Origin of the sequence: Hypericibacter terrae, from assembly GCF_008728855.1 — a bacterium.
GTDB lineage: Bacteria > Pseudomonadota > Alphaproteobacteria > Dongiales > Dongiaceae > Hypericibacter > Hypericibacter terrae.
In genome coordinates this window covers 538845-563092 of record NZ_CP042906.1, presented here as the reverse complement: position 1 = coordinate 563092, position 24248 = coordinate 538845, and the positions used below count along the sequence as shown (strand labels likewise).

Sequence of the window (24248 nt, the reverse complement as noted above, 5' to 3'; positions counted from 1 at the left end):
GGTGCCGCCGGGGACGGCCTTCTAGATTTTCCCCGAACGCTCCCTTCGGTCCCCCTCTGGAGAGGCAAAATCCCATGGCGAAAACACCCACGAAGCCCCCGACCCTGACCACCGGCGCCGGCATTCCGGTCCCCGACAATCAGAACAGCCTCACCGCGGGTCCGCGCGGGCCCCTGTTGGTGCAGGACTGGCAGCTGTTCGAGAAGCATGCCCATTTCAATCGCGAGCGGATCCCCGAGCGCGTCGTCCATGCCAAGGGTTCGGCCGCCTACGGCACCTTCAAAGTGACCAAGGACATCACCCGCTACACCAAGGCCAGGATCTTCGCCCAGGTCGGCAAGGAAACGCCGATGTTCCTGCGCTTCTCGACCGTCGCCGGCGAGCGCGGGGCCGCCGACGCCGAGCGCGACGTGCGCGGCTTCGCGCTGAAATTCTATACCGACGAAGGCAATTGGGATCTGGTCGGCAACAACACGCCGGTCTTCTTCGTGCGCGACCCCTTCAAGTTCCCGGATTTCATCCGGACCCAGAAGCGCGACCCCAAGACCAACCTGCGCAACCCGACGGCGATGTGGGATTTCTGGTCCTTGAGCCCGGAGAGCCTGCATCAGGTCACGATCCTGTTCTCCGACCGCGGCATCCCGAAGAGCCTGCGCCATGTGCATGGCTTCGGCTCGCACACCTACAGCTTCATCAACGCCAGGAACGAACGTCACTGGGTCAAATTCCATTTCAAGACGCTGCAAGGCATCCAGAACCTGACCAACGAGGAAGCGGCGGCGATCATCGCCAACGACCGCGAATCCAACCAGCGCGACCTGTTCGAGGCGATCGAGCGCAAGGACTTCCCGAAATGGCGGGTCGAGGTACAGATCATGCCCGAGGCCGACGCCGAGAAGACGCCCTACAACCCCTTCGACCTCACCAAGGTGTGGCCGCACAAGGACTATCCGCTGATCGAAGTGGGCGTGATGGAGCTCAACCGGAATCCGGAGAACTACCATGCGGAGGTCGAGCAGTCGGGCTTCTCGCCGGCCAATGTCGTGCCGGGCATCAGCCACAGCCCCGACAAGATGCTGCAGTTCCGCATCTTCTCCTATGCCGACGCGCATCGTTACCGGCTCGGCATCAATCATGACAGCCTGCCGGTCAACCGGCCGCGCGTGCCGGTCCACAGCTATCACCGCGACGGCCAGATGCGCTTCGACGAGAATGGCGGCGGCTCGGTCAATTACGAACCCAACTCCTTCGGCGGGCCGGTCGAGGACCCGTCGGTGAAGGAGCCGCCGCTCAAGATCTCGGGCGATGCCGATCGTTACAATCATCGTATCGGCAACGACGATTACAGCCAGCCGGGGGCCTTGTTCCGCCTCATGACCGAGGCCCAGCGCAAGGCGCTCATGGACAATATCGCGGGCGCCATGCAGACCGTGCCGGAGGCGATCCAGCGCCGGCAGATCGAGCATTTCACCAAGGCCGACCCGCGCTATGGCGAGGGCGTGGCCCAGCGGCTGGGGCTCACGGGCAAGAAGAGCGCCGCCGAATAGACCTCGGAGAAACGGCCCGACGACAACGAACGGCGAGCGGTCCGGCCTGGATCGCCCGCCGTTTCCATTTTTGGTCTTGAGCACCTGCATTTCTTTCCTCCCCCTCATTCATGAGGGGGAGGGTTGCGCAGGCTTGGGCGAGACGAAGTCGAGCCCTAGCCGAAGCTGGGAGAGGGTGATATGCGCAGGAAGTGGCCCACCTCTCCCAGCTCCGGCTAAGTCTCCGCTTCGCTCCGACTAAGCCTTCGCATCCCTCTCCTCCCGCTGCGCGGGCGGAGAGGAAAGAGAGGTTGCCAGGTTGACAGGCCGAGCGGCGCTGCCCCATCTTCGGGGCCGTTTTCGCGGCCCACGGGCCCCCTATCCTTGAAGGACGGACCTTCCCGATGCCCACCGAACAGCTCCAAGCCGCCATCGACGCCGCCTGGGAGCGCCGCGAGAGCCTGACCCCGACCACGGCCGGAGGCACCCGCGAGGCGATCGAGGCGACGCTGGAGAAGCTCGACAGCGGCGAGCTGCGCGTGGCCGAGAAGCGCGACGGCGCCTGGGTCACCCATCAATGGCTAAAAAAGGCCGTGCTGCTCTCCTTCCGCATCACCGATTCCGCGCCCATCCCCGGCGGCGGCGACTTCCCCGGTCACGGTCAGTCGGCCTGGTACGACAAGGTGCCGTCCAAGTTCGCCGGCTGGGGCGAGAACCGATTCAAGGAAGCGGGCTTTCGCGCCGTGCCGACCGCGGTGGTACGCCGCTCGGCCTTCATCGCCAAGGGCGTGGTGCTGATGCCGAGCTTCGTCAATGTCGGTGCCAGGGTCGACAGCGGCACCATGATCGACACCTGGGCCACGGTCGGCTCCTGCGCGCAGATCGGCAAGAACTGCCATATCTCGGGCGGCGCCGGCATCGGCGGCGTGCTCGAGCCGCTCCAGGCCGGACCCGTCGTGATCGAGGACAACTGCTTCATCGGCGCCCGCGCCGAGGTGGCGGAGGGTGTCGTGGTCGAGGAGGGCTCGGTGCTCTCGATGGGCGTCTATCTCGGCGCCTCGACCAAGATCGTCGATCGCGCCACGGGCCAGGTGCTCTATGGCCGCGTGCCGGCCTATTCGGTCGTGGTCTCCGGCACCCTGCCCGGCAAGCCGATGCCCAATGGCGAGCCCGGCCCCGGCCTCTATTGCGCGGTGATCGTGAAGCGCGTCGACGAGAAGACCCGCTCCAAGACCTCGATCAACGAGCTGCTGCGAGACTGATCCTGACGACACCGGCACCCCTCGACCCGCTCGCGCTCACCCAGGCCCTGATCCGCTGCCCCAGCGTGACGCCGGCCGATGCGGGCGCCCTGAGCGTGCTCGAGGCGGCGCTGACGCCGCTCGGCTTCGATTGCCATCGCCTGCCCTTCGCGCTGAACGACAGCCCGCGCGTCGAGAATCTCTATGCCCGCTTCGGCAAGAGCGGCCGCAATTTCTGCTTCGCCGGCCATACCGACGTCGTGCCGCACGGCAACAAGGATCATTGGCGCGTCGATCCCTATGACGCGGCCGTCATCGATGGCGAGCTGATCGGCCGGGGTGCCGCCGACATGAAGGGCGCGATCGGCGCCTTTGCTGCCGCCGCCTCGCGCTTCCTGGCGAAGCGCAAGAGCCGGCTCGATGGCTCGATCAGCCTCCTCATCACCGGCGACGAGGAAGGACCTTCGGTCAACGGTACCAAGCCGGTGCTGGGCTGGCTCAAGGAACGCGGCGAAACGCTCGATGCCTGCATCGTCGGCGAGCCCACCAATCCCGAGCGGCTGGGACAGATGATCAAGATCGGCCGGCGCGGCAGCATGAGCGGCTGGCTGACGGTCAAGGGCGTGCAGGGCCATTCGGCCTATCCGCACCTGGCCGACAATCCGGTCCATCGCCTGGTCGGCATCCTGAACAGGTTGATCGCGGAGCCTTTGGACAAGGGCAGCGAGCATTTTCAACCCTCGACCCTGCAGATCGTCTCGGTCGATGTCGGCAATCCCGCGACCAACGTGATCCCGGCCGAAGCGCGCGCGGTCTTCAATATCCGCTTCAACGACCGCCACAGCTCGGCCTCGATCGAGCACTGGCTGCGGGCGGTCTGCACCGGCTCGGGCGCAAATTACGAGCTGCGCATCCATGTCAGCGGCGAATCCTTCCTGACGCCGCCGGGCCCGCTCTCCGACCTGATCGCCAGGGCGGTCGCGCGCGAGACCGGCCTGACGCCCGAGCTCAGCACCACGGGCGGCACCTCCGACGCGCGCTTCATCAAGGATTTCTGCCCGGTCGCGGAGTTCGGCCTGGCGGGCAGCACCATGCACAAGGTCGACGAGCGCGTGCCGGTCCAGGATCTCGAGACGCTGACGCGCATCTATGAGGGCGTGCTCGAGGGTTACTTCCCGGCCCCCTGATGCCCTACCGCTCATGCTGACCCGCGACGAGGTTCTGCATGGCGCCTATGGCGCTTGGCGGCTGTTGCTGGGCGACCGGCGCGGCCTCGACTGGATCAACCGCAGCCCCACGGGCGCCTGGCGCTCCTTCCTGCTGGCGCCGCTGCTCTATCCGCTCGATCTGATCAATTTCGGCATCCTGGCGCATCTGTCGCAATCGACGGCGCCGCTCTGGCAGATCCTGGGCGCGGAGATCACGACCTACGCGATCGGCTGGGCCATCTTTCCGTTCCTCATGCTGGGGCTGGCGCCGCTCCTGGGCCGCGAGCGCGAAGTCCTGGGGTATATCGCGGTCTCGAACTGGACCTCTGCCGTCATCAGCCCGCTCTCCCTCCTCCTCGCCTTGCTGCTCTGGTTGGGCATCCTGCCCGATGGCCTGGTCAATCTCCTGTTCTTCGCGCAGCTGGTGCTTCTGTTCGTCTATGCCTGGTTCGTCGCCCGGGTGGCGCTCAACGTCAGCATGCCCCTCTCGGCCGGATTGTCGGTCCTGCAGTTGGTCATCATGCTGATCCTGTCGCAGATCGCGTTCGCGCTGATCTGAGGGCGGCGAGAGAAGGTCGCGCCGAGCCCGGGGCGAGCGCTATTGGACTTCGATCCCGATCCGGCTGGAGTCCAGCGACCCCGTGATCTTGGCGACACGGCCCTCCACATGAGCGAGCGCGATGAAGCCGAACTCGCCCGGCGCGCGGCTGTCCATGCTGCTGTCGCGATTGTCGCCGAGCACGAAGATATGGTCGGGCGGCACCTGGAACTCCGGCGTGTTGTCGAAGAATTCCTTGTCGGACAGCTCGGCGATCTGATAGCTGCGGCCATTCGGCAGGGTTTCGCGATAGAGCGTGAGAACCGCCGAGCCGGTCCCGTTTCCCGGATCGTTGTAGTCGCCCAGCTTCTCGCGCTCCACCATCGCCCCGTTGATATAAAGCCGGCCGTCCTTCATCTGGACGCGGTCGCCCGCAACGGCGACGACCCGCTTGACGAAGCTCCGCCCGCCCTCCTCTTTCCTCACCACGACGACGTCGCCCGGCCGGGGTGGCGAATTCTTGTAGACCGAGGTCGCGACCGTGAACATGTCGCCGACGACGAGCGTCGGATTCATCGAGGCCGACGGCATGGAGAAATGCTCGAAGGTCGGCTTCGGCGGCAGCGCAAGGCTGGCGAGGTTCAGGCTGAGAGGAATGAGAAGATAGACGTACCAGCGATTATACCAGGCCAGCGTGACGGCACCCATCCGCTTCGCCAGAAGCCAGGCGTCGGCCAGCATGGCGACGAAGAAAACCGCGACCGTCACATAGAAGACCCACTGGACCGCGAGGGTCGGAGCCAGGATGCCCTGGCTCATCAGGTAATAGACGGTGAAGCCCCCGCCCGCGCCGACGAGATACCAGGCGGCCGCGCGCATCGGACGCCGGCAATAGAGCTGGCCCAATCCGGGCGTGATCAGGGATAGAAGCACCGCCAACCAGGGCCGGCGGGGTTTGACGATCGCGTTCAAGAATCAGATCTCCCTTGGCGCCCGCGCATCAGCCCATCACGCGCGCCACGAGCGCGGTGACTGTCGGGCGGGGGAACGCGCAAACCAGGGCATAGGTTGCGGCGAAGATGAGGAGGGTGTGGAGGGACATGGCGGGTATTGATGTCTCTTTTAATTCCCTCCCCCGCCTTCGGGGGAGGGCTAGGGAGGGGGTAAACTCGATCGCGCAGCTCCCTTCCTAACCTTCCCCCGCAAGCGGGGGAAGGGACAAGAATGGAGATCAATACCCCACTTCCATCAGATAGAGCCCGTCCGGCGGTGCCGTGGGCCCGGCGGCGCTGCGGTCTTTGGCGGCGAGGGCCTTCGCGACATCGCCGGGCGTCCATTTGCCCTCGCCCACCAGCTTCAGCGTGCCCACCATATTGCGGACCTGGTGGTGCAGGAAGGAACGCGCGCGGGCGCGGATCTCGATCGCCTCGCCGCTGCGCTCGACCTCGAGGATGTCGAGCGTTTTCATCGGCGAGGCCGCCTGGCAGATCGAGCTGCGGAAGCTGGTGAAGTCATGATGGCCGAGCAGACGGCGCGCGCCTTCCCGCATCGCCTCGACATCGAGCGGCGCGTTCACCAGCCAGACATGGCCGCGATCGATCGTCAGCGGCGAACGGCGGTTGAGGATGCCGTAGCGGTAGGCGCGCCATTTCGCCGAGAAGCGGGCATGAAACTCGCCGTCGACCGGCTCGGCCGCCAGCACCGAGACCGGGTGCGGCTTCACATGGAAGTTGATCGCCTTGCGCACCGTGTCCGGATCGGCCTCGCGCTCGAGATCGACATGGGCCACCTGCCCGCGCGCGTGGACGCCGGCATCGGTGCGGCCCGCCGCGAACAGGCTCGCCCGCTCGCCGCAGAAGGCGAAGATCGCCTCCTCCAGCGCCTCCTGCACCGAGAGCCCGTTGGACTGGCGCTGCCAGCCCACGAAGGGCCCGCCGTCATATTCGAGCGTGAGCTTGTAGCGCGTCATGGGGCGGAGTCTATCAGGGCAGGACCATCCCCGCATCGAGCGGGAAGCCGCGTAGGAAATCGGCCGCGCCGACCGGCTTCTTGCCCGGCCGTTGCAGCTGCTCCAGCGACAGCACGGTGCCTTCGCCGCAGGCGACCGAGAGAGCCGTGGCGAGATTGCTCGGCAGCACCGTGCCCGGCGCGGCGGCCGTCGTCACCAGCAAGGGCCGCGCCTCGATCACGCGCAGCCGCTCGCCCTTGGCCTCGAACCAGAGGCCGGGCCAGGGCGTGAAGGCGCGCAGGCGGCGGTGAAGGAGCGGCGCCGTCTCCTGCCAATGGATGCGCGCTTCGGTGCGCTCGAGCTTGGCCGCATAAGTGACGCCCTCGGCCGGCTGCGGCCTGGCCTCGAGACGGCCGGCGGCGAGGCCCTCGAGCGCTTCGAGAATGAGCCGTGCCCCCAGCAGCGAGAGCCGGTCATGCAAGGTCGCCGCCGTGTCCTCGCGCTCGATCTCGATGCGCTCCTGGGTCAGGATCCCGCCGGTATCGAGCCCCTCATCCATCTGCATGATGCTGATGCCGGTCTCTTCGTCGCCGGCCAGGATCGCGCGCTGGATCGGCGCAGCACCCCGCCAGCGCGGCAGGATCGAGGCGTGGATGTTGAGGCAGCCGAGACGCGGCGCCTCCAGGATCGGCTTCGGCAGGATCAGCCCATAGGCCACCACCACGGCCGCGTCGAGCCCCAGCGCCTGGAACGCCGCCTGCTCGGATTCGCTTCTGAGCCTGGCCGGCGTGCGGAGCTCGAGCCCGTGATGCTCGGCCAGGTGCTGCACCGGCGAGGGCTGGTCATGCTGGCCGCGGCCCGCGGGCCGCGGCGGCTGGCTGTAGACCGCCGCGATCTGATGCCCCGCCGAGATCAGCGCATCGAGCGCCGGACAGGCGAAGTCGGGCGTGCCCATGAAGGCGAGCTTGAGCGGGGTCATGGGGATGCCTCTCTCGTCATGCCGGCGAAGGAGCGTGTGAAAGAATCGAGCGATGCATAGAAACTCCACGCCCCCTCCCCTTGCGGGAGGGGGTAGGGGGAGGGGTGATGCCGCACGAGGTCATGGCAAAAGCTGTCGCACCCGGTCTCCTCGTGTTCACCCGTCCGCAGCTTGGCCCGGGCCTGCTGCTTTCAGGGTGCTGATCGATCGTAAGTATGGCCGTCATCGTGCCCCGTCCCCCTCCCCCTACCCCCTCCCGCAAGGGGAGGGGGCGAGAGTATTTCTGACACCTCTTACGGCATCATTCGATTTCTTCACACGCTCGAAGGCCGGGGAGACGAAGGAGGGACGTCTGTCGCTTCGCTTCTTCTGAAGCAATCCCTAACCCTGCTCGTCTTCCCCGCCCCCCGCACGGCCGTCAGAGCACGTGATCGCGGGTGGGGGCCGGCGGGGCCTTCTTCGCCTTGAGGAGCTTGCGCAGGATGATGTTGCGCTTGAGGGCGGTCAGATGGTCGATGAAGAGGATGCCCTCGAGATGGTCCATCTCATGCTGGATGCAGGTCGCGAGCAGGCCCTCTGCCTCCATCTCGACCGTCTTGTTGTTCTCGTCGAGATAGCGAACCTTGATCTTCGCCGGCCGCGTCACGTCGGCGTAGTGCTCCGGCACCGAGAGGCAGCCCTCGTTATAGACCGCGTCGTCGTCGGAGACCCAGAGCAGCTCGGGATTGGCCATCCGCAGCGGCCGCGGCGCTTCGCCCTCATGGGCGAGATCGAGCACGATCACGCGCTCCAGCACGCCCACCTGGGGGGCGGCCAGCCCGATGCCGGGCGCGATATACATCGTCTCCAGCATGTCATCCATGAGCTTGCGGATGCGCGCATCGACCTTGGCGACGGGAGCGGCCTTCTGGGTCAGGCGGGGATCGGGGGCGACGATAATCGGAAGCAGGGCCATGGCGTCCGCAGGAAGCTTTCCTTGCGATCAAAATACCCCCCTTAGGTATGGGGCTGGACCCGCCGCGTCAAGGTCGCGGTGCATCGCGGGAATCCCCGGAGCCACCTGATTCTGCAGCGCTTTAGGCGCGCGTCACCGTACCGCGCTTCGCGGCCGCAAAAGGGCTGGTTCCAGGGCCAATGAACCCATTCCTTGAGAGCCTCCGCCAACTGGCGTTAGCTATATCGCGATGAGATTGCGGCCATAGCGTCGGGGGAGCACGCCATGCAGGTCGTAAATCACCTTCTGCGGGACGACGCCGGCACGGCGCCAGGTCCCGCCAACTCGCCCAATCATGGTTCGGTTCTGTCGCAACCCACGCTGCTGGTGATGCATTTCACCGCGGGGCGCAGCTTCGAATCCTCGGTCAGCTGGCTTTCCGATCCCGCCGCCAAGGCCTCCGCTCACCTGGTGATCGGGCGCGACGGGCGGATCGCGCAACTGGTGCCCTTCAACAGGGTCGCCTGGCATGCCGGCCAGAGCAGCTGGATGGGCCGCAATGGCTGCAACAGCTTCTCGATCGGCATCGAGCTCGACAATGCCGGCGAGCTCCAGCGGCAGGGCGGCGAATGGCGCGCCTGGTTCGGCGCCGTCATTCCTGCGGCCGAGGTCATGGAGGCGGAGCACAAGCATGGCGGCGGGGTGACGGGCTGGCACTGCTACACCGAGCCGCAGATCGAGGCGGCGATGAAGGCCGGCCTCGCCATTCTCGGCGCCTATTCCAGCATTGCCGACATCGTCGGCCATGAGGACATCGCCCCCCATCGCAAGCGCGACCCCGGACCGGCTTTCCCGATGGCCAGCTTCAAAGCGCGCCTGCTGGGCCGGGGCGGGGGCGACACGGCGCCGGCCTTCCGGACCACCAGCGCCCTCAATGTCCGCAGCGGACCGGGCCTGAACTTCGCGCCCGTGGCCGGCAGCCCGCTGCCGACCGGCACTGCCGTCGATGTCGACGCGGAGAACGGCGTCTGGCGGCATGTGCGCGCGACGCTGGCCGATGGAAACACGCTGGTCGGCTGGGCGCATGGCGGCTATCTGACGAGCTGAAGCAGAATGACCGCGGGCGACCTCATTCGCGTCGAGATGATCGCCATTGCGGCAGGGCTCGCCGTCGCCGTGTTCTGGAAGCTCATCACCGGCGTCATCATCATGCGGGGACTCCTCCACAACAAGATCACGGGGGAGTTCAGCCCCAGCCGGCTGCAGCTCCTCCTGTCGACGCTCCTGGCCGCGGCGTTCTACGTGCAGGCCATCGTCGCGGCCAAGGACCACGCCCTGCCCGTGCCCAATGAATCCATTCTGGCCGTTGTCGGCGGCAGCAACCTGATTCATCTCGGCGACAAGTTCTGGAGCTTCTTCAAGCTCGTCCGGTCAGTGGGGGACCGAGCAACAAGGGAGAGTTAGATGGAATTCACCTACGCGACCCTGATCGGTTGGATCATCGCCGTCTTCCTGGGTCTCCTGGCGTTGATCGTCTTGTGGAAGATCTACACCAATAAAATCGATCTCCAATATCTGATCGCGGACGAGAAGGGCTATGCCAGCATGTCCCGCTTTCAGTTCCTGATCTTCACCTTCGTCATTGCGGGGGGCTTGATCTATATGACCCTGCGCGCCGTCTGCGGCGCCGAGGGCGCCGCCTTCCCCGCAGTGAACTCCGGCGTGCTCGTCCTGCTCGGCATCAGCGGCGGCTCCTACGCGATCGGCAAGGGGCTCCAGAACCAGGCAGACGCACAGCAGGCCAAGGCGGGCGACCAGGCGAACGGCTGATATCGCATTGAAAATATTGCGGCCGGTTGCGGACGGCTGAGCTTGCCGAAGGCGTTCCAGGGGGACCGGCGGCAGAAGGCCCGGCGCCGGCAAAGGAGAGGTCTTGGCTCAGTTCCAGGTCGGCCTGTCGATGGCCGGTGCGATCTCGGCCGGCGCCTATACCGCGGGGGTGGTGGATTTTCTCTGCGAGGCGCTGAGCGAATGGGAAAAGGTCCGCGGGCAGGCGGACATCCCCCAGCACCGCACGGCGATCACCGTCATGAGCGGCGCCTCCGCCGGCGGTATCATCACCGCACTCCTGCCGGTGGCGTTGGCCGACGGCATCAAGCCGGTGACCCGGCCGGCAGGCGCGATGCCGCCCGGAGGCACGGCGCCCAATCCCAATCTCTACACGCTTCCGGCACTTTACCGCGCCTGGGTCGAGCGGCCGACACTGTTCGAGGACCCCAAGGGCGGTCTCCTGGGCTTGCGCGATCTCGCGGATTCGAAGGCGCCGGTCTGCTCCGCCCTCGACACCACGATCCTGGACGAGGTCTGCGCCGAAGCGCTGCAGCCACGCAGTGGTGGCCAAGCGGCGCCCCATCCCTGGATCGGATCGAAGCTGCATCTGTTCCTGACCGTCAGCAATCTTCACGGCGTCCCCTACGGGGTCGCCTTCAGCGGCACCGACGCGCGCGGCGAGGCGATTTCCGACCTCCATGTCATCCAGCTTCATGGCGACCGGGTCCATTTCGCTCTCTCCAACGTCGGCGCGGCCGTCATGTCGAGCGTCTGGGCCGACCAGGACCCCGCCACCACGCTGGACATCGGCGAACTCTTTCACGGCGGTGCCCTGCCGCCGGCCTGGGTCGAGTTCGGCCAGGCGGCCCTCGCCACCAGCGCCTTTCCGATCGGCCTCAAGGCCCGCCTGCTCAGCCGGCCGAGCGCCGATATCGCCAACCTTCAATGGCCGATCGAGCGACCCGCCCTCACCCGGATCCTGCCCGCCTTTCCGAAGACGCCGGTCGGGGCCACTTACGGCTTCGCCAATGTCGACGGCGGCATGATCAACAACGAGCCGTTCGAGTTCGCCCACTGGACCTTGCTGCAGGATCCGACCCAATCGGTCCATAACGAAAGCAAGGGAGCGAAGGCCGATCGCGCGATCCTCATGATCGATCCCTTTCCCGAGGCGCCGGCCTTCGACTTCGACGAGAAGCAGGACAATTCGCTCGTCTGGGTGCTGAAGAAGCTGGTGCCGACCCTGACTCAGCAGGCGCGCTTCAAGCTCGAGGAACTGGTCGCCGCCGCCGACGAGGATCGCTTCAGCCGCTTCATGATCCAGCCGGAGCGCGGCAACGCCACGGCGTCGGTCAGCGGCGAACGCGCCATCGCCTGCGGCCTGCTCGGCGGTTTCGGCGGCTTTCTCGATCGCCGGCTGCGCGCGCACGACTATCAGCTCGGCCGGCGCAACTGCCAATGGTTCCTGCGCCACAGCTTCTGCCTGCCCCCGGAGAATCCGCTCGTGGCCGGCGGCGATTGGACCGCGCCCGCCAAGGCACGGTTCCAGACCAAGGACGGCAAGGGCACGACCTACCATCCGATCATCCCCTTGCTGGGCACGGCCAATCTCGAGGTCCCCGCGCCCGCCTGGCCGTCGCTCGAACCGGGCATCGTCGATACGCTGATGCAGCACGCCCGCGAGCGTGCCGACGCCGTGGTCGACCGGCTGATCGATACCCAGATCTCCAGCTGGGTGCTGCGCCAGGTGGCGAACGCCGCCTGGTCGATGGGCCTGCGAAGCTGGGCCCTGGGCATGATCAAGGACAAGGCCGTCGCCGATCTGAAAGCGCGCGGTCACATTCCGCCCTGAGCGGCGAATCGGGGGCCGGGCCCGAATCGGAGACCCGCAGGCGGCGCCGGGCTTCGGCCGGGGCCGGGCCCGTGCTAGGCTCCGCCCCATGCCGTTTTTGGACTTTCTCCCCCCATGGACCTGACCTTGATCCTCGCCGGCCTGGCGCTGCTGCTGGCGCTGGGGCTGGGTTTCCTGCTGCTGCGCCGCTCGGGCAGCGAGGCCACGCAGATGGCCGAACTCACCGGCCGCTTCGACCAGATGGCGCGGGCCCAGAGCGAGGCCCAGGCGCGCCTCGCCGAAGGGCTGCAGGCACAGGAGCGGGCCTTGGCCGCCGCCGTCGAGCAGCGCCTGGCCCAGCTCGGCGACCGGGTGGGATTGCGCCTCCAGGAATCCTCGACCCAGGCGCAGGCCTCGCTGACCGAGCTCAAGGAGCGGCTCGCCGTCATCGACGCCGCGCAGAAGAACATCGTCGAGCTTTCGACCCAGGTGGTCGGGCTCCAGGACATCCTCTCCAACAAGCAGGCGCGCGGCGCCTTCGGCGAGGTCCAGCTCGAGGGGCTGGTGCGCGACGCGCTGCCGGCGGCGAACTACGAATTCCAGGCGACGCTGTCCAACAGCCGGCGCGTCGACTGCCTGCTGAAGCTGCCGAACCCGCCGGGCTCGATCGCCATCGATTCGAAGTTCCCGCTCGAGGCCTATCGCGCGCTGCGCGAGGCCAAGGACGAGGCCGCGGTCAAGCTCGCGCAGCGCGACTTCCACACCACCGTGCGCAACCATGTGATCGCCATCGCCGAGAGATATATCCTGCCCGGCGAGACCGCCGACTGGGCGGTGATGTTCCTGCCCAGCGAGGCGGTCTATGCCGAGCTTCATAGCGGCTTCTCCGGCCTGGTCGAGGAATCGCTGCGCCGGCGCGTCTCGATCGCCTCGCCCAGCACCCTGATGGCGCTCCTCACCACGATCCGCGCGGTCCTGCGCGACGTGCGCATGCGCGAGCAGGCGCACGAGATCCAGCGCACCGTAGGATTGCTGCTCGAGGATGTGCGGCGGCTCGGCGAGCGCGTCGGCAAGCTGCAGACGCATCACGAGCAGGCCGGCAAGGATCTGCAGGACATCGTCAAATCGACCGATCAGATCCAGCGCCGCGGCGAGCGCATCAAGGAAGTGGAGATCGAGGAAGGCGGCACGGCCGCGCCGGCGACTTCTCTGCCGGCGCCCGATATCTTGATTGCAAAACGGTAGGGGCCATATGCCTCGGTGCCACCTCCGGTTGACCTCCAGGGCTTGTTGGTGGGGTCCTGGACAAGACCAGCGGTGGCCATAAACGTTAACGGCGACGGGCGTCAAGACACCGGCGGCTTGGGGTGTGGGCCAGGCCGAAAGAAAATAAAGGCGGGGAACGGACCATGATGGTGGGTAGTTCAGTCTTCGTGATCGTGCTGGCGGTGCTGGCGATCCTGTTGATCTTCGCCGGCGTGAAATCGGTGCCGCAGGGCAGCGAATGGACGGTCGAGCGGTTCGGGCGCTACACCCGCACGCTGCGACCCGGCCTCAATCTCATCATGCCGGTCGTCGATCGCATCGGCTCGAAAATGAGCATGATGGAGACGGTGCTCGACGTGCCGACGCAGGAGATCATCACCAAGGACAACGCCATGGTGAGCGTCGACGGCGTCGTGTTCTACCAGGTGCTGGACGCGGCCAAGGCCGCCTATGAGGTCCGCCAGCTCCAGATCGCGATCCTCAATTTGACCATGACCAACATCCGCACCGTGATGGGCTCGATGGATCTGGACGAGCTGCTGTCGCAGCGCGACAAGATCAACCTCCAGCTGCTCCATGTGGTGGACGAGGCGACCCATCCCTGGGGCCTCAAGGTCACGCGCATCGAGATCAAGGACATCGCGCCGCCGCGCGATCTGGTGGAATCGATGGGCCGCCAGATGAAGGCCGAACGCGACAAGCGCGCGGCCGTGCTCGAGGCCGAGGGTCTGAAGCAGGCCCAGGTGCTGCGGGCCGAGGGCGAAAAGCAGGCGGCGATCCTGCAGGCCGAGGGCCGGCGCGAGGCCGCCTTCCGCGATTCCGAGGCGCGCGAGCGCTCCGCCGAGGCCGAAGCCAAGGCGACGCAGATGGTCTCCGAGGCCATCACCAAGGGCGACGTGAATGCGATCAACTACTTCATCGCGCAGCGCTATGTGGACGCGATCAGCAAGTTCGCCGATTCGCCCAACCAGAAGCTGGTGCTGATGCCGCTCGAAGCCTCGGGCGTGATCGGCGCCATCGGCGGCATCGCCGAGCTGGCCAAGCAAGCTTTGGCCAAGCAGGGTGCGGGCCCCTGGGAGAAGAAATAATGGGAGAAGAAATAACGGCCTTCCTTCAAGGCAATGTCGAGTTCTGGCATTGGTGGGTCCTCGCGGTCCTGCTGATCCTGCTCGAGGTGCTGGCGCCGGGAACCTTCTTCCTCTGGCTCGGCATCGCCGCCGCCGTGGTGGGGCTGCTGCTGGTGATCATGCCCGATCTCGGCTGGCAGCTGCAGGTGCTGATCTTCGTGATCCTCGCCAGCGTGTCCGTCTTCGCCGGCCGCGCCTGGCTCAAGCGCCATCCGATCAAGACCGACGACAGCGGCCTCAACCGGCGCGGCGAGGCGCTGATCGGCCAGGTCTATGTGCTGGCCGAGGCGATCCACACCGGCCGCGGCGCGGTCCGGGTCGCCGACACCGTCTGGCGCGCCGAGGGCCCGGACCTGCCGAAGGGCTCCCGCGTGCGCGTGGTGGCGGTGCAAGGCACGACGCTGAAGGTGGAGGCGGCGTAGGGGAACTGCATCTTTCCTCTCCGCCCGCGAAGCGGGCAGGGCTGTCCGGGGAAACTCATGCATAACAGAACGCCATCTGGTTGGCTGGGACTTTGGGAGATGGCTTGCTTGGATTGACGGGCGGCGGGCGATCGATACGGTGGAAGGTTTTCCTGGTAAAGAGCGACTGGCCGACGAGTTCGGCCAGTCGCAGGAGGGGGATTTTCACGCTGTGGAGGCGCGCGCCGATGCGCAGGAGCAGATAGGCGATCATGGCGGCGAGGACCTGCAGCCGGATGGCATTTTCGTTGTTGCCAAGGAACTTGCGAATATCGAGATGCTGCTTGATCCAGCGGAACAGCAGCTCGATCTGCCACCGGGTCTTGTAGAGGGTGGCGATTTCCACGGCCGAGCGGGTCATATCGTTGGTGATGAGGGTGATGACGCCGCCTTTTTCGCGCCGGACCCGGATCCGACGCAGCCGGATCGCCAGCTTGGAATCGCCCTTACTGACGAGGCGGACCTCGGCGTCGTCGATGATCCTGAAGCCGTCGCCGACAATCTTCCGGAGCTTGCGCCGCTTGGTGGCGCGCAAGCGCATGTTGGACTTCGCGCGCGTGACGAAGACCGCCTCGGCGGCGTCGATCTGGCACCACCAACTGTAGCGACAATAGCCTTTGTCGAAGACATAGGTGGCTCCGGCCTCGATCGGCACGCGCCGGCCCACCTCGATGTCGTTGATGGTGGCCGGCGTGACCTCGACCGAGCAGGGGCGATCGGCCTTGGGATCGTAGACGACATGCATCTTCATGCCGCGGATCCGGCCGTTCCAGTCCGCCCAGGCGCAGACCTTGCCCAGCGGAATCGGCGAGGCGTCGATCAAACGCAGCATCTCGTTCCCTTCCTGGCGAGCCAGCCGATCCACCTCCTGGGAAAGCGTGCCAAACAGCCCCGCAAACACACTCACTGGACGGCGCGCATTGGCATCCGACAAGGTCGAACGAACCAGCTTCCCGACCCCCAGATGGTAGTGATGCTGGGAGTTGGCGTTGAAACCCGCCTCCACCCCCCGCAGGCTCTTGGCGTGGCTGAGCTGGGCGTAGATCAGCGCCACCAGATGATCCCAGCTCTTGAAGGATTTGTCGTAGGCATCGCCGTCGTGGCGCTCCACCAGCGTGCGGAATTGACGCCGATCGATGGGTTTCAGCAGGCTCACGAAGATGCTACCCATGTACTGCATGCCCGGTTCCCTTTCTGAGTCTCGACAACCAGAAAGTACCCGGAAAACCTCCGGAAAACCGGGCATGCGCCCGCGACCTATCGACTCATTCCCCGGACAGCCCTGCGCGTAGCGGGGGGAGAGGAAAGAGAAGTAGGGAAAACAGCCACCCTACCTTTCCCTCCGCCCTCGGGCCGCTGATCGGGTAAGTTTGCGGTCCCCTATGGAGGCATTGGCGTGGCGGCGAAGCAGGATTGGCTGAAACTCAACGAGCAGGATTCGGTGCTGGTGGCGCTCGCCGATCTGCCGGCGGGCACGGCTGTCGGCGACGGGCTGACGGTGGGCGAGACCATTCCGCGCGGCCATAAGCTGGCGCGGCGCGCCATTGCCGTGGGCGAGCCGGTGATGAAGTTCGGGATTCCGATCGGCGTCGCGACCCGGCCGATCGCGGCCGGCACGCATATCCACACCCACAATCTCGAATTCCAGACGATGCGGGTGAACTGGCGCCTCGGCGGCGCCGCGCCCGCGCCCAAGCCCGCCAACCGCTCCGTCGGGTTCGAAGGCTTCAAGCGCGAGGATGGCCGTGTCGGTACGCGCAACTATCTGGGCGTGCTGACGACGGTCAATTGCTCGGCCACGGTGGCGCGGCTGATCGCCGAGCGCTTTCGGCGCGAGGTTGATCTCTCGGGCCTGCCGATGATCGACGGCATCGCCTCCTTGACGCATCACCAGGGCTGCGGGGCGCGCGGGGACGGCCCCAACATCGCGCTGCTGCGCCGCACGCTGGCAGGTTACGCGCATCATCCGAATTTCGCCGGCGTGCTCGTCGTGGCGCTGGGCTGCGAGGACAACCAGGTCCATGACTTCATGGCGAAGGCGGGCCTGCATGCCAGCGAGCGGCTGAAACCCCTCATCATCCAGGAGGAAGGCGGCACCGAGGCCACCGTGCGCGCGGCGATCGACGCGCTGAAAACCATGATCGAGCCGGCCGCGGCCGCGAAGCGCGAGCCGGTCGGTGCCGAAAATCTGGTCGTGGGACTTCAGTGCGGCGGCTCCGACGGCTTCTCGGCGCTGACGGCCAATCCGGCGCTGGGCAAGGCGGTCGATCTGCTGGCGGCCGCGGGCGGCACCGGGATCCTGAGCGAGACGCCGGAGATCTATGGCGCCGAGAGCCTGCTGCTCGCGCGCGTGACGGACGCGGCCGTAGGCGAGAAGCTGATCGAGCTGATCCGCTGGTGGGAAGAGCATGCGAGCCACGACAATGGCAGCCTCGACAACAATCCCTCTCCCGGCAACAAGGCCGGCGGCATCACCACCATTCTCGAGAAATCGCTGGGCGCGGTCGCCAAGAGCGGCAGCTCGCCCCTGACCGCTGTCTATCGCTATGCCGAGCCGATCACGGCCAAGGGCGCCGTCTTCATGGATTCGCCGGGCTACGATCCGGTCTCGGCCACGGGACAAGTGGCGGCCGGCGCCAACCTCGTCTGCTTCACCACGGGGCGCGGCTCCTGCTTCGGCTGCAAGCCCGCCCCCAGCCTCAAGCTCGCGACCAACACGCCCATGTATCAGCGCATGAAGGGTGACATGGACATCAATTGCGGCGAGATCGTCGACGGCACCGCCTCGATGGACGAGATGGGCGAGCGCATCTTCGACCTCATGCTCCGTACCGCCTCGGGCCAGAAGACCCGCAGCGAGGAGCTCGGCTATGGCGACGAGGAATTCGTCCCGTGGAATTACGGGGCGACATACTGACGAGAGCTTGTCAGAAAGATCGCTGACGGTGGACACCCCGGGCCGCAACGGGCCTCCGCCGGTGGTTCGTCTTTAGGAACGGATCTGGAGCCGGCCGCCCGCCATCCGACTCAGGGACTCATATGCAGTCCGCCCAGAAGCCAGAGCACGAGAAGGATAATCAACACCAAGCCGAGTACGCCGCCCAACCCGGCTCCGCCATAACGGCTGTACCCATAATACCCGCCGCCACCGCCGAGCAGCACGATCAGTACGATAATGATGAGGATTGTACTCACGTTTCACCTTTGCTTGCCGACCCTCCCGAAGCACTCGGCCAGTCCGACCGATGAGCCGCGGCTCACTGCCCGTGACTTGAACTCGGGACCATCTGCACTCCGCCGCAATTGGAAGCCGCCCGCGACGGCGGCTTCCCGACGTCAGACTCCTGGTTGCTATTTGAGCTTGCCGAGCCAGGCATCAACTTCGGCCTTCGCCTTGTCCTTGGCATAGCCGTAATGTTTCTGGAGGCGGCCTTCGAGCTCGGTACGCCGGCCTTTGATCACATCAAGATCATCATTTGTCAGCTTGCCCCATTGGGCCTGAACTTTGCCGCGGACTTCCTTCCAGTTTCCTTCAACCTGATCCCAGTTCATGATGGGTCTCCTTGAACGCGACGATCGGGCATGCGCGCCCTATGCAACCGATCGTCCTCCGGGTCGCCCTCAATCTTGATCTCCTACAAGAAAGCCTTGCGAGCGACACTAACTTAAGTCAATGGCGCGACCGCCACCGCATCTACATGATGAGTGGTAATCCTGGACACGGCCGATCAATTGGCCTGAAGAGCTTACGAGTACCGGCGCCTCTTCAGGCTGCCTCGAGGGCAAGGCGGACCAAGGCCGCCAAGGACTTCGAGCCGGTCTTCCTCATGATCCTGGCGCGGTGATTCTCGACCGTGCGCTGACTGATGCCGAGAATGGCGGCGATGTCCTTGTTGCGCTGGCCGGCGAGGACCAGGCCCAGAACCTCGCGCTGGCGCACCGTGAGACCGCCGAAGTGCGGCGCTATCTTGTCGTCCGCAACGCCCCCATTATTCCCATCCGGCGTCTCTCTAGGCGCTTGCTCGACGTTGGCCAGAAGCTCCTGATGGCTGAAAGCCTCTTCAGGAAGGTGCTTTTCGTTGGCCTTCGTGACGTGGACTGTGATTGGCAGATCGCCATGCCCCGTGACCATGATTGCCGGGTGCCGATCGTCCGTGGTCGTGAGCCGCTCCATCAGGTCGCGCCCGCTCATCACTCGCATCTCCGCATCGACGGGGATGATCACCAACTTGGGATGGATCGTCATGGAGCGAGTGACCATATGCGCTTCCTCAGCTTCGACCTGCCGCTTGGATATGATGGAACAACGCGGCGCCAAGCTGGACATTGATCCAAGTCAAGCGCGCCCGAGAACCCCGCAACGCCCGCTTCTGTTGCAGGCTGACGTCGCGCGCGATGATTGCCATCAGCAGGCGGATGCATCACTGCATGCAGTTGGAAATGACAATCGATTGTGGCGAGGTCGTCGACGGTACCGCGCGGTACTGGCAGAGGGGCCACTCAGCGATCCGTCACCGCGCGCCCGCGCCCGGCCCCAGGCCGGCCCAGGCGTAAACTCCGGCGGGAACCCATTCTTAGGCCGTGAACAAGCTGGGAGAGGTTCCCCGCTTTCGCGAGGACGCCCCCGTAGAATGACCGCGCAGGCGCTCCGGTCAATAATTCCGGATGTTGCCCTGGCTCACCATGCCGTCGCCTTCGACCTTGCCGTCCTCGACCCACTGGATCCCGGTCGCGGCCTTCTTGATTCCGTAGCAGGACTTCTTCGGGTCGGTGCCATAGACGAAGCACATCTCGTTGCCTTCCACCGTCCATTTGCCGGTGTAGTCCTTGCCCTTGATGGTGCCGTCGGCGCCATAGAACTCGGAATAGGCCATGCCGTCATTCATCTTGCCTTCGACGGTCATGTTGGAAACGGTGCTCTTGATCTGATCGCCGGTGAGCATGTCGTCGGCGAAGCTCACGGTCGCGGCGAACAGCAGCGGTGCGGCGAGTGCGGCGGCGGAGAAGAACAACACGATTCTGCGGTTCATGGACATTCCCTGTCTCCCTTGCGTTTGCATGAGTCGGAAGTCCCGCCGACCGATCGACGGGCTACCGTTGGAAGAAAGATGGGACCACGCCGGCATATGACGGTGGATTCACGTCGGTTCACGAATTCGTGCGGAGGGGAGATCGCTGACAACGAGTCCGCAGCACCCCTCCCCCTACCCCCTCCCGCAAGGGGAGGGGGCTAGAAAGAACTCAAACCACCTCCTCCTATGCGAAGGCGGCAGCGTGAAGCGGCACGGAGCAGAAGGAACTCACGCCCCTCCCCTTGCGGGAGGGGGCAGGGGGAGGGGTAGCTAAGGGCGCTGCTTACCGCCTAGTACCTGACGCGCACCGCGTAATTGAACTTGGTCGAGCCTTCCGCCGGGACCGTCACCTCCCAGCGCAGGCGGTTCGAGTTCACTTCCTCATGCTTGGCGCTCTCGCTGAGGATCTTCCAGGTGCCGGGGACATCCTCGACCAGCACCACCGTGACCGGCTCCTTCTTCGCGTTCTTGAACTCGACCTCGTAGGCGCTCTCATAGACGGAGTCCGAGATCTTCTCGTATTTGGTCTGGCGCGCATGGGCCGTCACGTCGAAGGCCTGGCCCAGGGTGAGGCGCACATCCTCGTTCTTCGGCGTATGGTCGATCGCATCCTCGCCGACGAACTGCACCTGGCCGTCGCCGTCGGCCTTGTAGACGCGGATCGTGCCCTTGGGCAGCGGCATGCCCATATGCGAGGCGTCGTCGTTCACGAAGCTGACATAGACCGTGGCGTTGACCCGCTCCTGGTCGCCGATGTCGTAGGTGTAGCCGCGCGCCGTGAGGTTGGTGAAGCGGAACTCCTTGTCGACCGGCACCGAGGTGGCGCTCAGGAGCGCCACCTGCTTGGTCTGGTTCTCGGCGATCGTGGTCGGGCGGCCCAGCGTGTAGAGGTGATATTCGAACAGCGATTGCTCGGTCATGGCCTGCTCGGCCATCGGCGCCGGGGCCGCCGCCACGGCGTCCATCGTCTTCATCATCGCTTCCTGGACGCGATGCACGTCGCCCGCCACGAGCTGCAGCTTGGCGTCGCGATAGGTGGTGCCGCTCTGGTTGGTGAGCGTGACCCAGCCGTCGATGTCCAGGCTCTTCTCGTCCGGGCTGAGTGAGGCCACGTAATCGGCCGCCCAGTTGAGGCCGCCCGTCAGATAGCTGAGCTGGGCGGTCGCGGTGCCGGCGGTGTCGCTGTTCGCGTCGATCACCAGGGTGGGCCGCGCGCGCAAATTCGGCGGCACCTCGTCGAACACGATGCGGCCGGGCGAGGTCGTCTCGATCCGGTCGCCGATCTTCAGCACCACGCCGCCCGAGGCGCTGAGCACGATCGCGTCCTCGGTGGTCTCCGCGCCGGTGGCATAGTTGGTGGTGATGACGCGCACCTTGCGGCCGACCGACTTCTCCAGCAGCTTCTCGGGCGTCAGCAGGTCGAAATTGAAATTCTGCTCGCGCACCGTGACCTTGGCGCCGTCGACGCGCAACAGCGCCGTCTCGGGCCGCATCAGCGCGCTGACATCGGCGAAGGCCAGGTCGTTGAGGCCGGCCGTCAGCGCGATCTTGCGCTGGTCGCGCACCAGGGCCAGGTCCTGGTTGTAGATCGTGATGGCGACGCCGGTCTGGTCGCTGAGCGAGATCGGCGTCTCGGCAACGATGTCCTCGGCGCGCGCAACACCCGGCAGGATCGCCGCCGAACCCAGCAGCAGGGCCATGGCCAAGGACAGCGCAGCAACCGGCTTCAGCGCCGAGGCGCGCAGCAAATTCGAGCGAAAGCTCATCTTGAAACTCCCCAAAGGCCGGTCCCGGAAATCGCGGCCGGACGAACCACCTTCGTCTCGGATTCGCGACAGGAGCGGCAACCATTACCCACGGCCGCCAAGAATGCGCGCCAATAAGGCCAATTGAGGGCGCGGGCAAGGGATTTTAAGGGCGCGGGGCGTGGGGAAGTCGCGGCGAGCCGTGTCACGCGCGTTGGAGGAAGGAAAATATACTCACCCCCTTCCCTTGCGGGAGGGGGTAGGGGGAGGGGTGCCGCGTCGAGATCTCGCCAGCTCCCCTCCCCGCTCGCTACGCTCGCCGCCCCTCCCGCCCGCGGGCTTCGCCCGCAGTACGTTAAGTTCGCCGGCGAAGCCGGCCTTGAAGGGGCTGAAGGAAATCAGCGCTCCGCTTTACCTCACGCCGGCCATTGCTGGGTGATGCAATGGATCCCGCCGCCGGCTGCCGCCAGGGTCGAGATGTCGACCTGCACGACCTCGCGGTCGGGCAAGGCGGCGGCGACGGTCTCGCGGGCGACGGCGTCTTCCTTCGGCAGGCCGAAGCTCGGCATCACGACGCCGCCATTGGCGATGTAGAAATTCACGTAGGAGGTCGAGTAGCCCCAGCCCTTGGCACCGTGGCGGCCGTCGGGCGCCTCGCGGATGGTGAGGATCTCGAGCGGCCGGCCGGCCGCATCGGTCTGGCCGTCGAGCGCCCGGCGGTTGCGCTCGGTCGTCTCGCGCATCTCGGGCCGGCTCGAGGCGCTTTCCTCGAACAGCAACACGCCCGGCCGCACGAAGCAGGCGATGCCGTCGATATGACCGTCGGTGCCCTTCTCGTAAGGATTGCCCGGCAGCCAGATGGTCTTGGCGATGCCGAGGGCCCGCGCGAACTCGGCCTCGGCCGCCTCGCGCGTGATGCCGGGATTGCGGTTCTTGTTGAGGATCACCGTGTCGGTCGTGAGCAGCGTGCCGGCGCCGTCGACATGGAGCGCGCCGCCCTCGACCGCGAGCGCCGAGCTGATCAGCGGCGCGCCGATCTTGGCGGCGAGACGCCGGCCGAGCCGTGCATCCTGGTCGAACACCGGCGCAAAGCAACCCCATCCGTTGAAACGCCAGGACACGGCCGCCACGGCGCCGTCGCCGCGCCTGGTGAAGGTCGGTCCCATGTCGCGCATCCAGGGCTCGTCGAAGGGCAGCGCCAGGATCTCGATCCCGGACCCGAGCTGGTTGCGCGCTTCCGCGACCTGCGCCGGATCGACGATCACGGTCAGCGGCTCGAAACGGGCGATGGCCTGGGCCACCGCCCCATAATCGCGGCGGACCTCCTGCAGCGAACGGCCCCAGGCCTCGGCATTGCGCGGCCAGGCCATGAAGCAGCCGCGATGGGGTTCCCACTCCGCAGGCATCCGCACGTCATTCAATTTACTCATGCCTGAGAACTCCCCTGGGATGCCTTGAGTTTCGATACAGTGCTTGATTATATTGAATCAGTTACCGCCGCAGCAGCCCGAAAAATTTCGTCATTCTGATCGAAATCGCTCATGCGAAAGACCCGCCCCGACCCTGCGACCTCGACCTCGCTGCGCGCTTTGCCCTCGATGCGCGCGCTGGGCGCCTTCGCGACCGCAGCCCGGCTGGGGAGCTTCTCCAAGGCCGGCACCGAGCTCGGCATGACGCAGTCGGCGGTGAGCCACCAGATCCGCATGCTCGAGGAACATCTGGGCCAGCCGCTCTTCAACCGGCTTCACCGCAACGCGGTCCTGACCGATGCGGGCCGCGATCTCGAGATCACGCTGCGCGACTGTTTCGACCGGCTCGAGCTGGGCTTGAAGCGGCTCGAGCAATATCGCAAACCCAACCAGCTCATCCTCTATACGCGAGGCCCCTTCGCCCAGCGCTGGCTCCTGCCGCGCCTGCCCCGGCTCAGGGCGCGCCATCCCGAGCTCGATCTCTGGCTGTTCTCGACTGATCAGCCGGTCGACATGGCGCGCGGCGAGATCCATCTGGCGATCCTGCCGCAGGCCGCGGCCGGCCATAGCCGCGAGACGCAGGGCATCGAGACGCGCTCCCTGTTCGGCGATCTGCTGATGCCGGTCTGCGCGCCGGTGCTGGCGCAGAAGCCGAAGCCCCTGCGCCAGCCGGCCGATCTCTTGACGCGGCCCCTGCTCCATGACGAGCGCCGCGAGGACTGGACGCGCTGGTTCGCGGCCCAGGGTTCGCGTGCGGCGGTGCCGGCCCAGGGCTATAATTTCGGCGATTCCGGCGCGCTGCTGCAGGCGGCCGTCGAAGGGCTGGGCGTGGCGCTCGGCAGCCTTCTGCTGGCCGCGGGCGATCTCGAAGCCGGGCGGCTGGTGACGCCGCTCCCCGCCGCCATTGCGGCCGATCAGGATTGGTGCGTCACGGTGAACGCCGAAGCCGCCGCCAAACCCAATATCCAGCGCTTCCTGAAGTGGCTGGACGAGGAAGCTCTCCTCACCCGCGCCTGGCTCGCCGACCGTGCCGAAGTGCTGCCCGCAACCGCTGCCCGAAAGGGGAAATGACC

General features: G+C 66.1%; 24 protein-coding genes. 13 read left to right on the top strand and 11 right to left on the bottom strand.

Features of this window, described 5'->3' with window-relative positions; genetic code table 11:
* Window positions 1-74 precede the first annotated feature (74 nt).
* The 4 genes from FRZ44_RS02600 to FRZ44_RS02585 all read left to right on the top strand — a co-directional run bounded on the left by FRZ44_RS02600 (window position 75) and on the right by FRZ44_RS02585 (window position 4534).
* Complete coding sequence (locus FRZ44_RS02600; protein WP_151175706.1) at window positions 75-1547, top strand: catalase; 1473 nt, start codon at window positions 75-77, stop codon at window positions 1545-1547.
* A gap of 383 nt (window positions 1548-1930) precedes the next feature.
* Entirely contained in the window at window positions 1931-2788 is an 858-nt protein-coding gene (dapD, locus tag FRZ44_RS02595) for a 2,3,4,5-tetrahydropyridine-2,6-dicarboxylate N-succinyltransferase (protein ID WP_151175705.1), read from the top strand.
* Between the two features lie 65 nt (window positions 2789-2853).
* The gene (gene dapE, locus FRZ44_RS02590; protein ID WP_407658046.1) at window positions 2854-3954 is read left to right on the top strand and encodes a succinyl-diaminopimelate desuccinylase; all 1101 of its coding nucleotides are present in this window, start codon (window positions 2854-2856) and stop codon (window positions 3952-3954) included.
* A 13-nt stretch (window positions 3955-3967) separates the two neighbouring features.
* On the top strand, window positions 3968-4534 hold the full coding sequence (locus FRZ44_RS02585) for a hypothetical protein (protein ID WP_151175704.1): 567 nt from the start codon (window positions 3968-3970) through the stop codon (window positions 4532-4534).
* A gap of 39 nt (window positions 4535-4573) precedes the next feature.
* Here the strand turns inward: FRZ44_RS02585 and lepB are convergent, their stop codons facing one another.
* The 4 genes from lepB to def form a co-directional block, all read right to left on the bottom strand.
* Window positions 4574-5485, bottom strand: a complete 912-nt coding sequence (gene lepB / locus FRZ44_RS02580) for a signal peptidase I (RefSeq protein ID WP_151175703.1) — start codon at window positions 5483-5485, stop codon at window positions 4574-4576.
* Window positions 5486-5744: 259 nt separating this feature from the next.
* Entirely contained in the window at window positions 5745-6482 is a 738-nt protein-coding gene (gene truA, locus FRZ44_RS02575; RefSeq protein WP_151175702.1) for a tRNA pseudouridine(38-40) synthase TruA, read from the bottom strand.
* Between the two features lie 13 nt (window positions 6483-6495).
* The gene (fmt, locus tag FRZ44_RS02570) at window positions 6496-7440 is read right to left on the bottom strand and encodes a methionyl-tRNA formyltransferase (protein WP_151175701.1); all 945 of its coding nucleotides are present in this window, start codon (window positions 7438-7440) and stop codon (window positions 6496-6498) included.
* A gap of 418 nt (window positions 7441-7858) precedes the next feature.
* Window positions 7859-8395, bottom strand: coding sequence for a peptide deformylase (gene def / locus FRZ44_RS02565; protein WP_151175700.1), 537 nt, complete (start codon window positions 8393-8395; stop codon window positions 7859-7861).
* A gap of 264 nt (window positions 8396-8659) precedes the next feature.
* On the opposite strand from def, the gene FRZ44_RS02560 reads away from it, so the two are divergent.
* The 7 genes from FRZ44_RS02560 (at window position 8660) to FRZ44_RS02530 (ending at window position 14850) form a co-directional block, all read left to right on the top strand.
* Window positions 8660-9481, top strand: a complete 822-nt coding sequence (locus FRZ44_RS02560) for an N-acetylmuramoyl-L-alanine amidase (RefSeq protein ID WP_151175699.1) — start codon at window positions 8660-8662, stop codon at window positions 9479-9481.
* A 6-nt stretch (window positions 9482-9487) separates the two neighbouring features.
* Window positions 9488-9838 (top strand): hypothetical protein, encoded by a 351-nt coding sequence (locus tag FRZ44_RS02555; protein WP_151175698.1) that lies wholly within the window; start codon window positions 9488-9490, stop codon window positions 9836-9838.
* Window positions 9839-10204: a hypothetical protein gene (locus FRZ44_RS02550; protein WP_151175697.1), complete on the top strand. Its 366-nt coding sequence runs from the start codon at window positions 9839-9841 to the stop codon at window positions 10202-10204. It abuts the gene before it with no gap.
* Between the two features lie 103 nt (window positions 10205-10307).
* On the top strand, window positions 10308-12056 hold the full coding sequence (locus tag FRZ44_RS02545; protein ID WP_151175696.1) for a patatin-like phospholipase domain-containing protein: 1749 nt from the start codon (window positions 10308-10310) through the stop codon (window positions 12054-12056).
* Between the two features lie 114 nt (window positions 12057-12170).
* Entirely contained in the window at window positions 12171-13280 is a 1110-nt protein-coding gene (locus FRZ44_RS02540; protein WP_151175695.1) for a DNA recombination protein RmuC, read from the top strand.
* Between the two features lie 164 nt (window positions 13281-13444).
* Entirely contained in the window at window positions 13445-14389 is a 945-nt protein-coding gene (locus FRZ44_RS02535) for an SPFH domain-containing protein (protein ID WP_225308518.1), read from the top strand.
* A complete protein-coding gene (locus tag FRZ44_RS02530) occupies window positions 14389-14850 on the top strand; it encodes an NfeD family protein (RefSeq protein WP_151175694.1) in 462 nt (153 codons plus the stop codon). Before FRZ44_RS02535 ends, FRZ44_RS02530 begins: the two co-directional genes overlap by 1 nt.
* Before the next feature lie 55 nt (window positions 14851-14905).
* Here FRZ44_RS02530 and FRZ44_RS02525 read toward each other — a convergent pair whose 3' ends face one another.
* Window positions 14906-16069 (bottom strand): IS4 family transposase, encoded by a 1164-nt coding sequence (locus FRZ44_RS02525; RefSeq protein ID WP_151175693.1) that lies wholly within the window; start codon window positions 16067-16069, stop codon window positions 14906-14908.
* Window positions 16070-16285: 216 nt separating this feature from the next.
* On the opposite strand from FRZ44_RS02525, the gene FRZ44_RS02520 reads away from it, so the two are divergent.
* Window positions 16286-17806 carry a UxaA family hydrolase gene (locus FRZ44_RS02520; protein WP_151175692.1) on the top strand — a complete coding sequence of 507 codons (1521 nt, stop codon included), beginning with the start codon at window positions 16286-16288 and terminating at the stop codon, window positions 17804-17806.
* A 110-nt stretch (window positions 17807-17916) separates the two neighbouring features.
* On the opposite strand, the gene FRZ44_RS02515 is transcribed toward FRZ44_RS02520, so the two are convergent.
* From FRZ44_RS02515 to FRZ44_RS02490, 6 genes are all read right to left on the bottom strand, one after another.
* Complete coding sequence (locus FRZ44_RS02515) at window positions 17917-18084, bottom strand: DUF3309 family protein (RefSeq protein ID WP_151175691.1); 168 nt, start codon at window positions 18082-18084, stop codon at window positions 17917-17919.
* 156 nt (window positions 18085-18240) lie between these two features.
* Window positions 18241-18441 (bottom strand): CsbD family protein, encoded by a 201-nt coding sequence (locus tag FRZ44_RS02510; RefSeq protein WP_151175690.1) that lies wholly within the window; start codon window positions 18439-18441, stop codon window positions 18241-18243.
* A gap of 214 nt (window positions 18442-18655) precedes the next feature.
* Complete coding sequence (locus FRZ44_RS02505; protein WP_191908378.1) at window positions 18656-19150, bottom strand: response regulator transcription factor; 495 nt, start codon at window positions 19148-19150, stop codon at window positions 18656-18658.
* Between the two features lie 391 nt (window positions 19151-19541).
* Complete coding sequence (locus FRZ44_RS02500) at window positions 19542-19919, bottom strand: hypothetical protein (protein ID WP_151175688.1); 378 nt, start codon at window positions 19917-19919, stop codon at window positions 19542-19544.
* Between the two features lie 332 nt (window positions 19920-20251).
* Window positions 20252-21727 carry a DUF4139 domain-containing protein gene (locus tag FRZ44_RS02495; RefSeq protein ID WP_225308517.1) on the bottom strand — a complete coding sequence of 492 codons (1476 nt, stop codon included), beginning with the start codon at window positions 21725-21727 and terminating at the stop codon, window positions 20252-20254.
* Window positions 21728-22122: 395 nt separating this feature from the next.
* Window positions 22123-23136, bottom strand: a complete 1014-nt coding sequence (locus FRZ44_RS02490) for an agmatine deiminase family protein (protein WP_151175687.1) — start codon at window positions 23134-23136, stop codon at window positions 22123-22125.
* Between the two features lie 111 nt (window positions 23137-23247).
* On the opposite strand from FRZ44_RS02490, the gene FRZ44_RS02485 reads away from it, so the two are divergent.
* Complete coding sequence (locus FRZ44_RS02485; protein ID WP_151175686.1) at window positions 23248-24246, top strand: LysR substrate-binding domain-containing protein; 999 nt, start codon at window positions 23248-23250, stop codon at window positions 24244-24246.
* Window positions 24247-24248 lie beyond the last annotated feature (2 nt).

Bases quoted from the DNA above. Each gene is read 5' to 3' on its own strand.
- FRZ44_RS02525 (WP_151175693.1), bottom strand. From the start codon at position 16,069: ATGCAGTACATGGGTAGCATCTTCGTGAGCCTGCTGAAACCCATCGAT.
- FRZ44_RS02505 (WP_191908378.1), bottom strand. From the start codon at position 19,150: ATGGTCACTCGCTCCATGACGATCCATCCCAAGTTGGTGATCATCCCC.
- FRZ44_RS02530 (WP_151175694.1), top strand. From the start codon at position 14,389: ATGGGAGAAGAAATAACGGCCTTCCTTCAAGGCAATGTCGAGTTCTGG.
- truA (WP_151175702.1), bottom strand. From the start codon at position 6,482: ATGACGCGCTACAAGCTCACGCTCGAATATGACGGCGGGCCCTTCGTG.
- FRZ44_RS02500 (WP_151175688.1), bottom strand. From the start codon at position 19,919: ATGAACCGCAGAATCGTGTTGTTCTTCTCCGCCGCCGCACTCGCCGCA.
- def (WP_151175700.1), bottom strand. From the start codon at position 8,395: ATGGCCCTGCTTCCGATTATCGTCGCCCCCGATCCCCGCCTGACCCAG.
- dapD (WP_151175705.1), top strand. From the start codon at position 1,931: ATGCCCACCGAACAGCTCCAAGCCGCCATCGACGCCGCCTGGGAGCGC.
- FRZ44_RS02490 (WP_151175687.1), bottom strand. From the start codon at position 23,136: ATGAGTAAATTGAATGACGTGCGGATGCCTGCGGAGTGGGAACCCCAT.
- FRZ44_RS02485 (WP_151175686.1), top strand. From the start codon at position 23,248: ATGCGAAAGACCCGCCCCGACCCTGCGACCTCGACCTCGCTGCGCGCT.
- FRZ44_RS02560 (WP_151175699.1), top strand. From the start codon at position 8,660: ATGCAGGTCGTAAATCACCTTCTGCGGGACGACGCCGGCACGGCGCCA.
- FRZ44_RS02600 (WP_151175706.1), top strand. From the start codon at position 75: ATGGCGAAAACACCCACGAAGCCCCCGACCCTGACCACCGGCGCCGGC.
- FRZ44_RS02540 (WP_151175695.1), top strand. From the start codon at position 12,171: ATGGACCTGACCTTGATCCTCGCCGGCCTGGCGCTGCTGCTGGCGCTG.
- fmt (WP_151175701.1), bottom strand. From the start codon at position 7,440: ATGACCCCGCTCAAGCTCGCCTTCATGGGCACGCCCGACTTCGCCTGT.
- FRZ44_RS02550 (WP_151175697.1), top strand. From the start codon at position 9,839: ATGGAATTCACCTACGCGACCCTGATCGGTTGGATCATCGCCGTCTTC.
- FRZ44_RS02555 (WP_151175698.1), top strand. From the start codon at position 9,488: ATGACCGCGGGCGACCTCATTCGCGTCGAGATGATCGCCATTGCGGCA.
- FRZ44_RS02495 (WP_225308517.1), bottom strand. From the start codon at position 21,727: ATGAGCTTTCGCTCGAATTTGCTGCGCGCCTCGGCGCTGAAGCCGGTT.
- FRZ44_RS02510 (WP_151175690.1), bottom strand. From the start codon at position 18,441: ATGAACTGGGATCAGGTTGAAGGAAACTGGAAGGAAGTCCGCGGCAAA.
- FRZ44_RS02535 (WP_225308518.1), top strand. From the start codon at position 13,445: ATGATGGTGGGTAGTTCAGTCTTCGTGATCGTGCTGGCGGTGCTGGCG.
- FRZ44_RS02585 (WP_151175704.1), top strand. From the start codon at position 3,968: ATGCTGACCCGCGACGAGGTTCTGCATGGCGCCTATGGCGCTTGGCGG.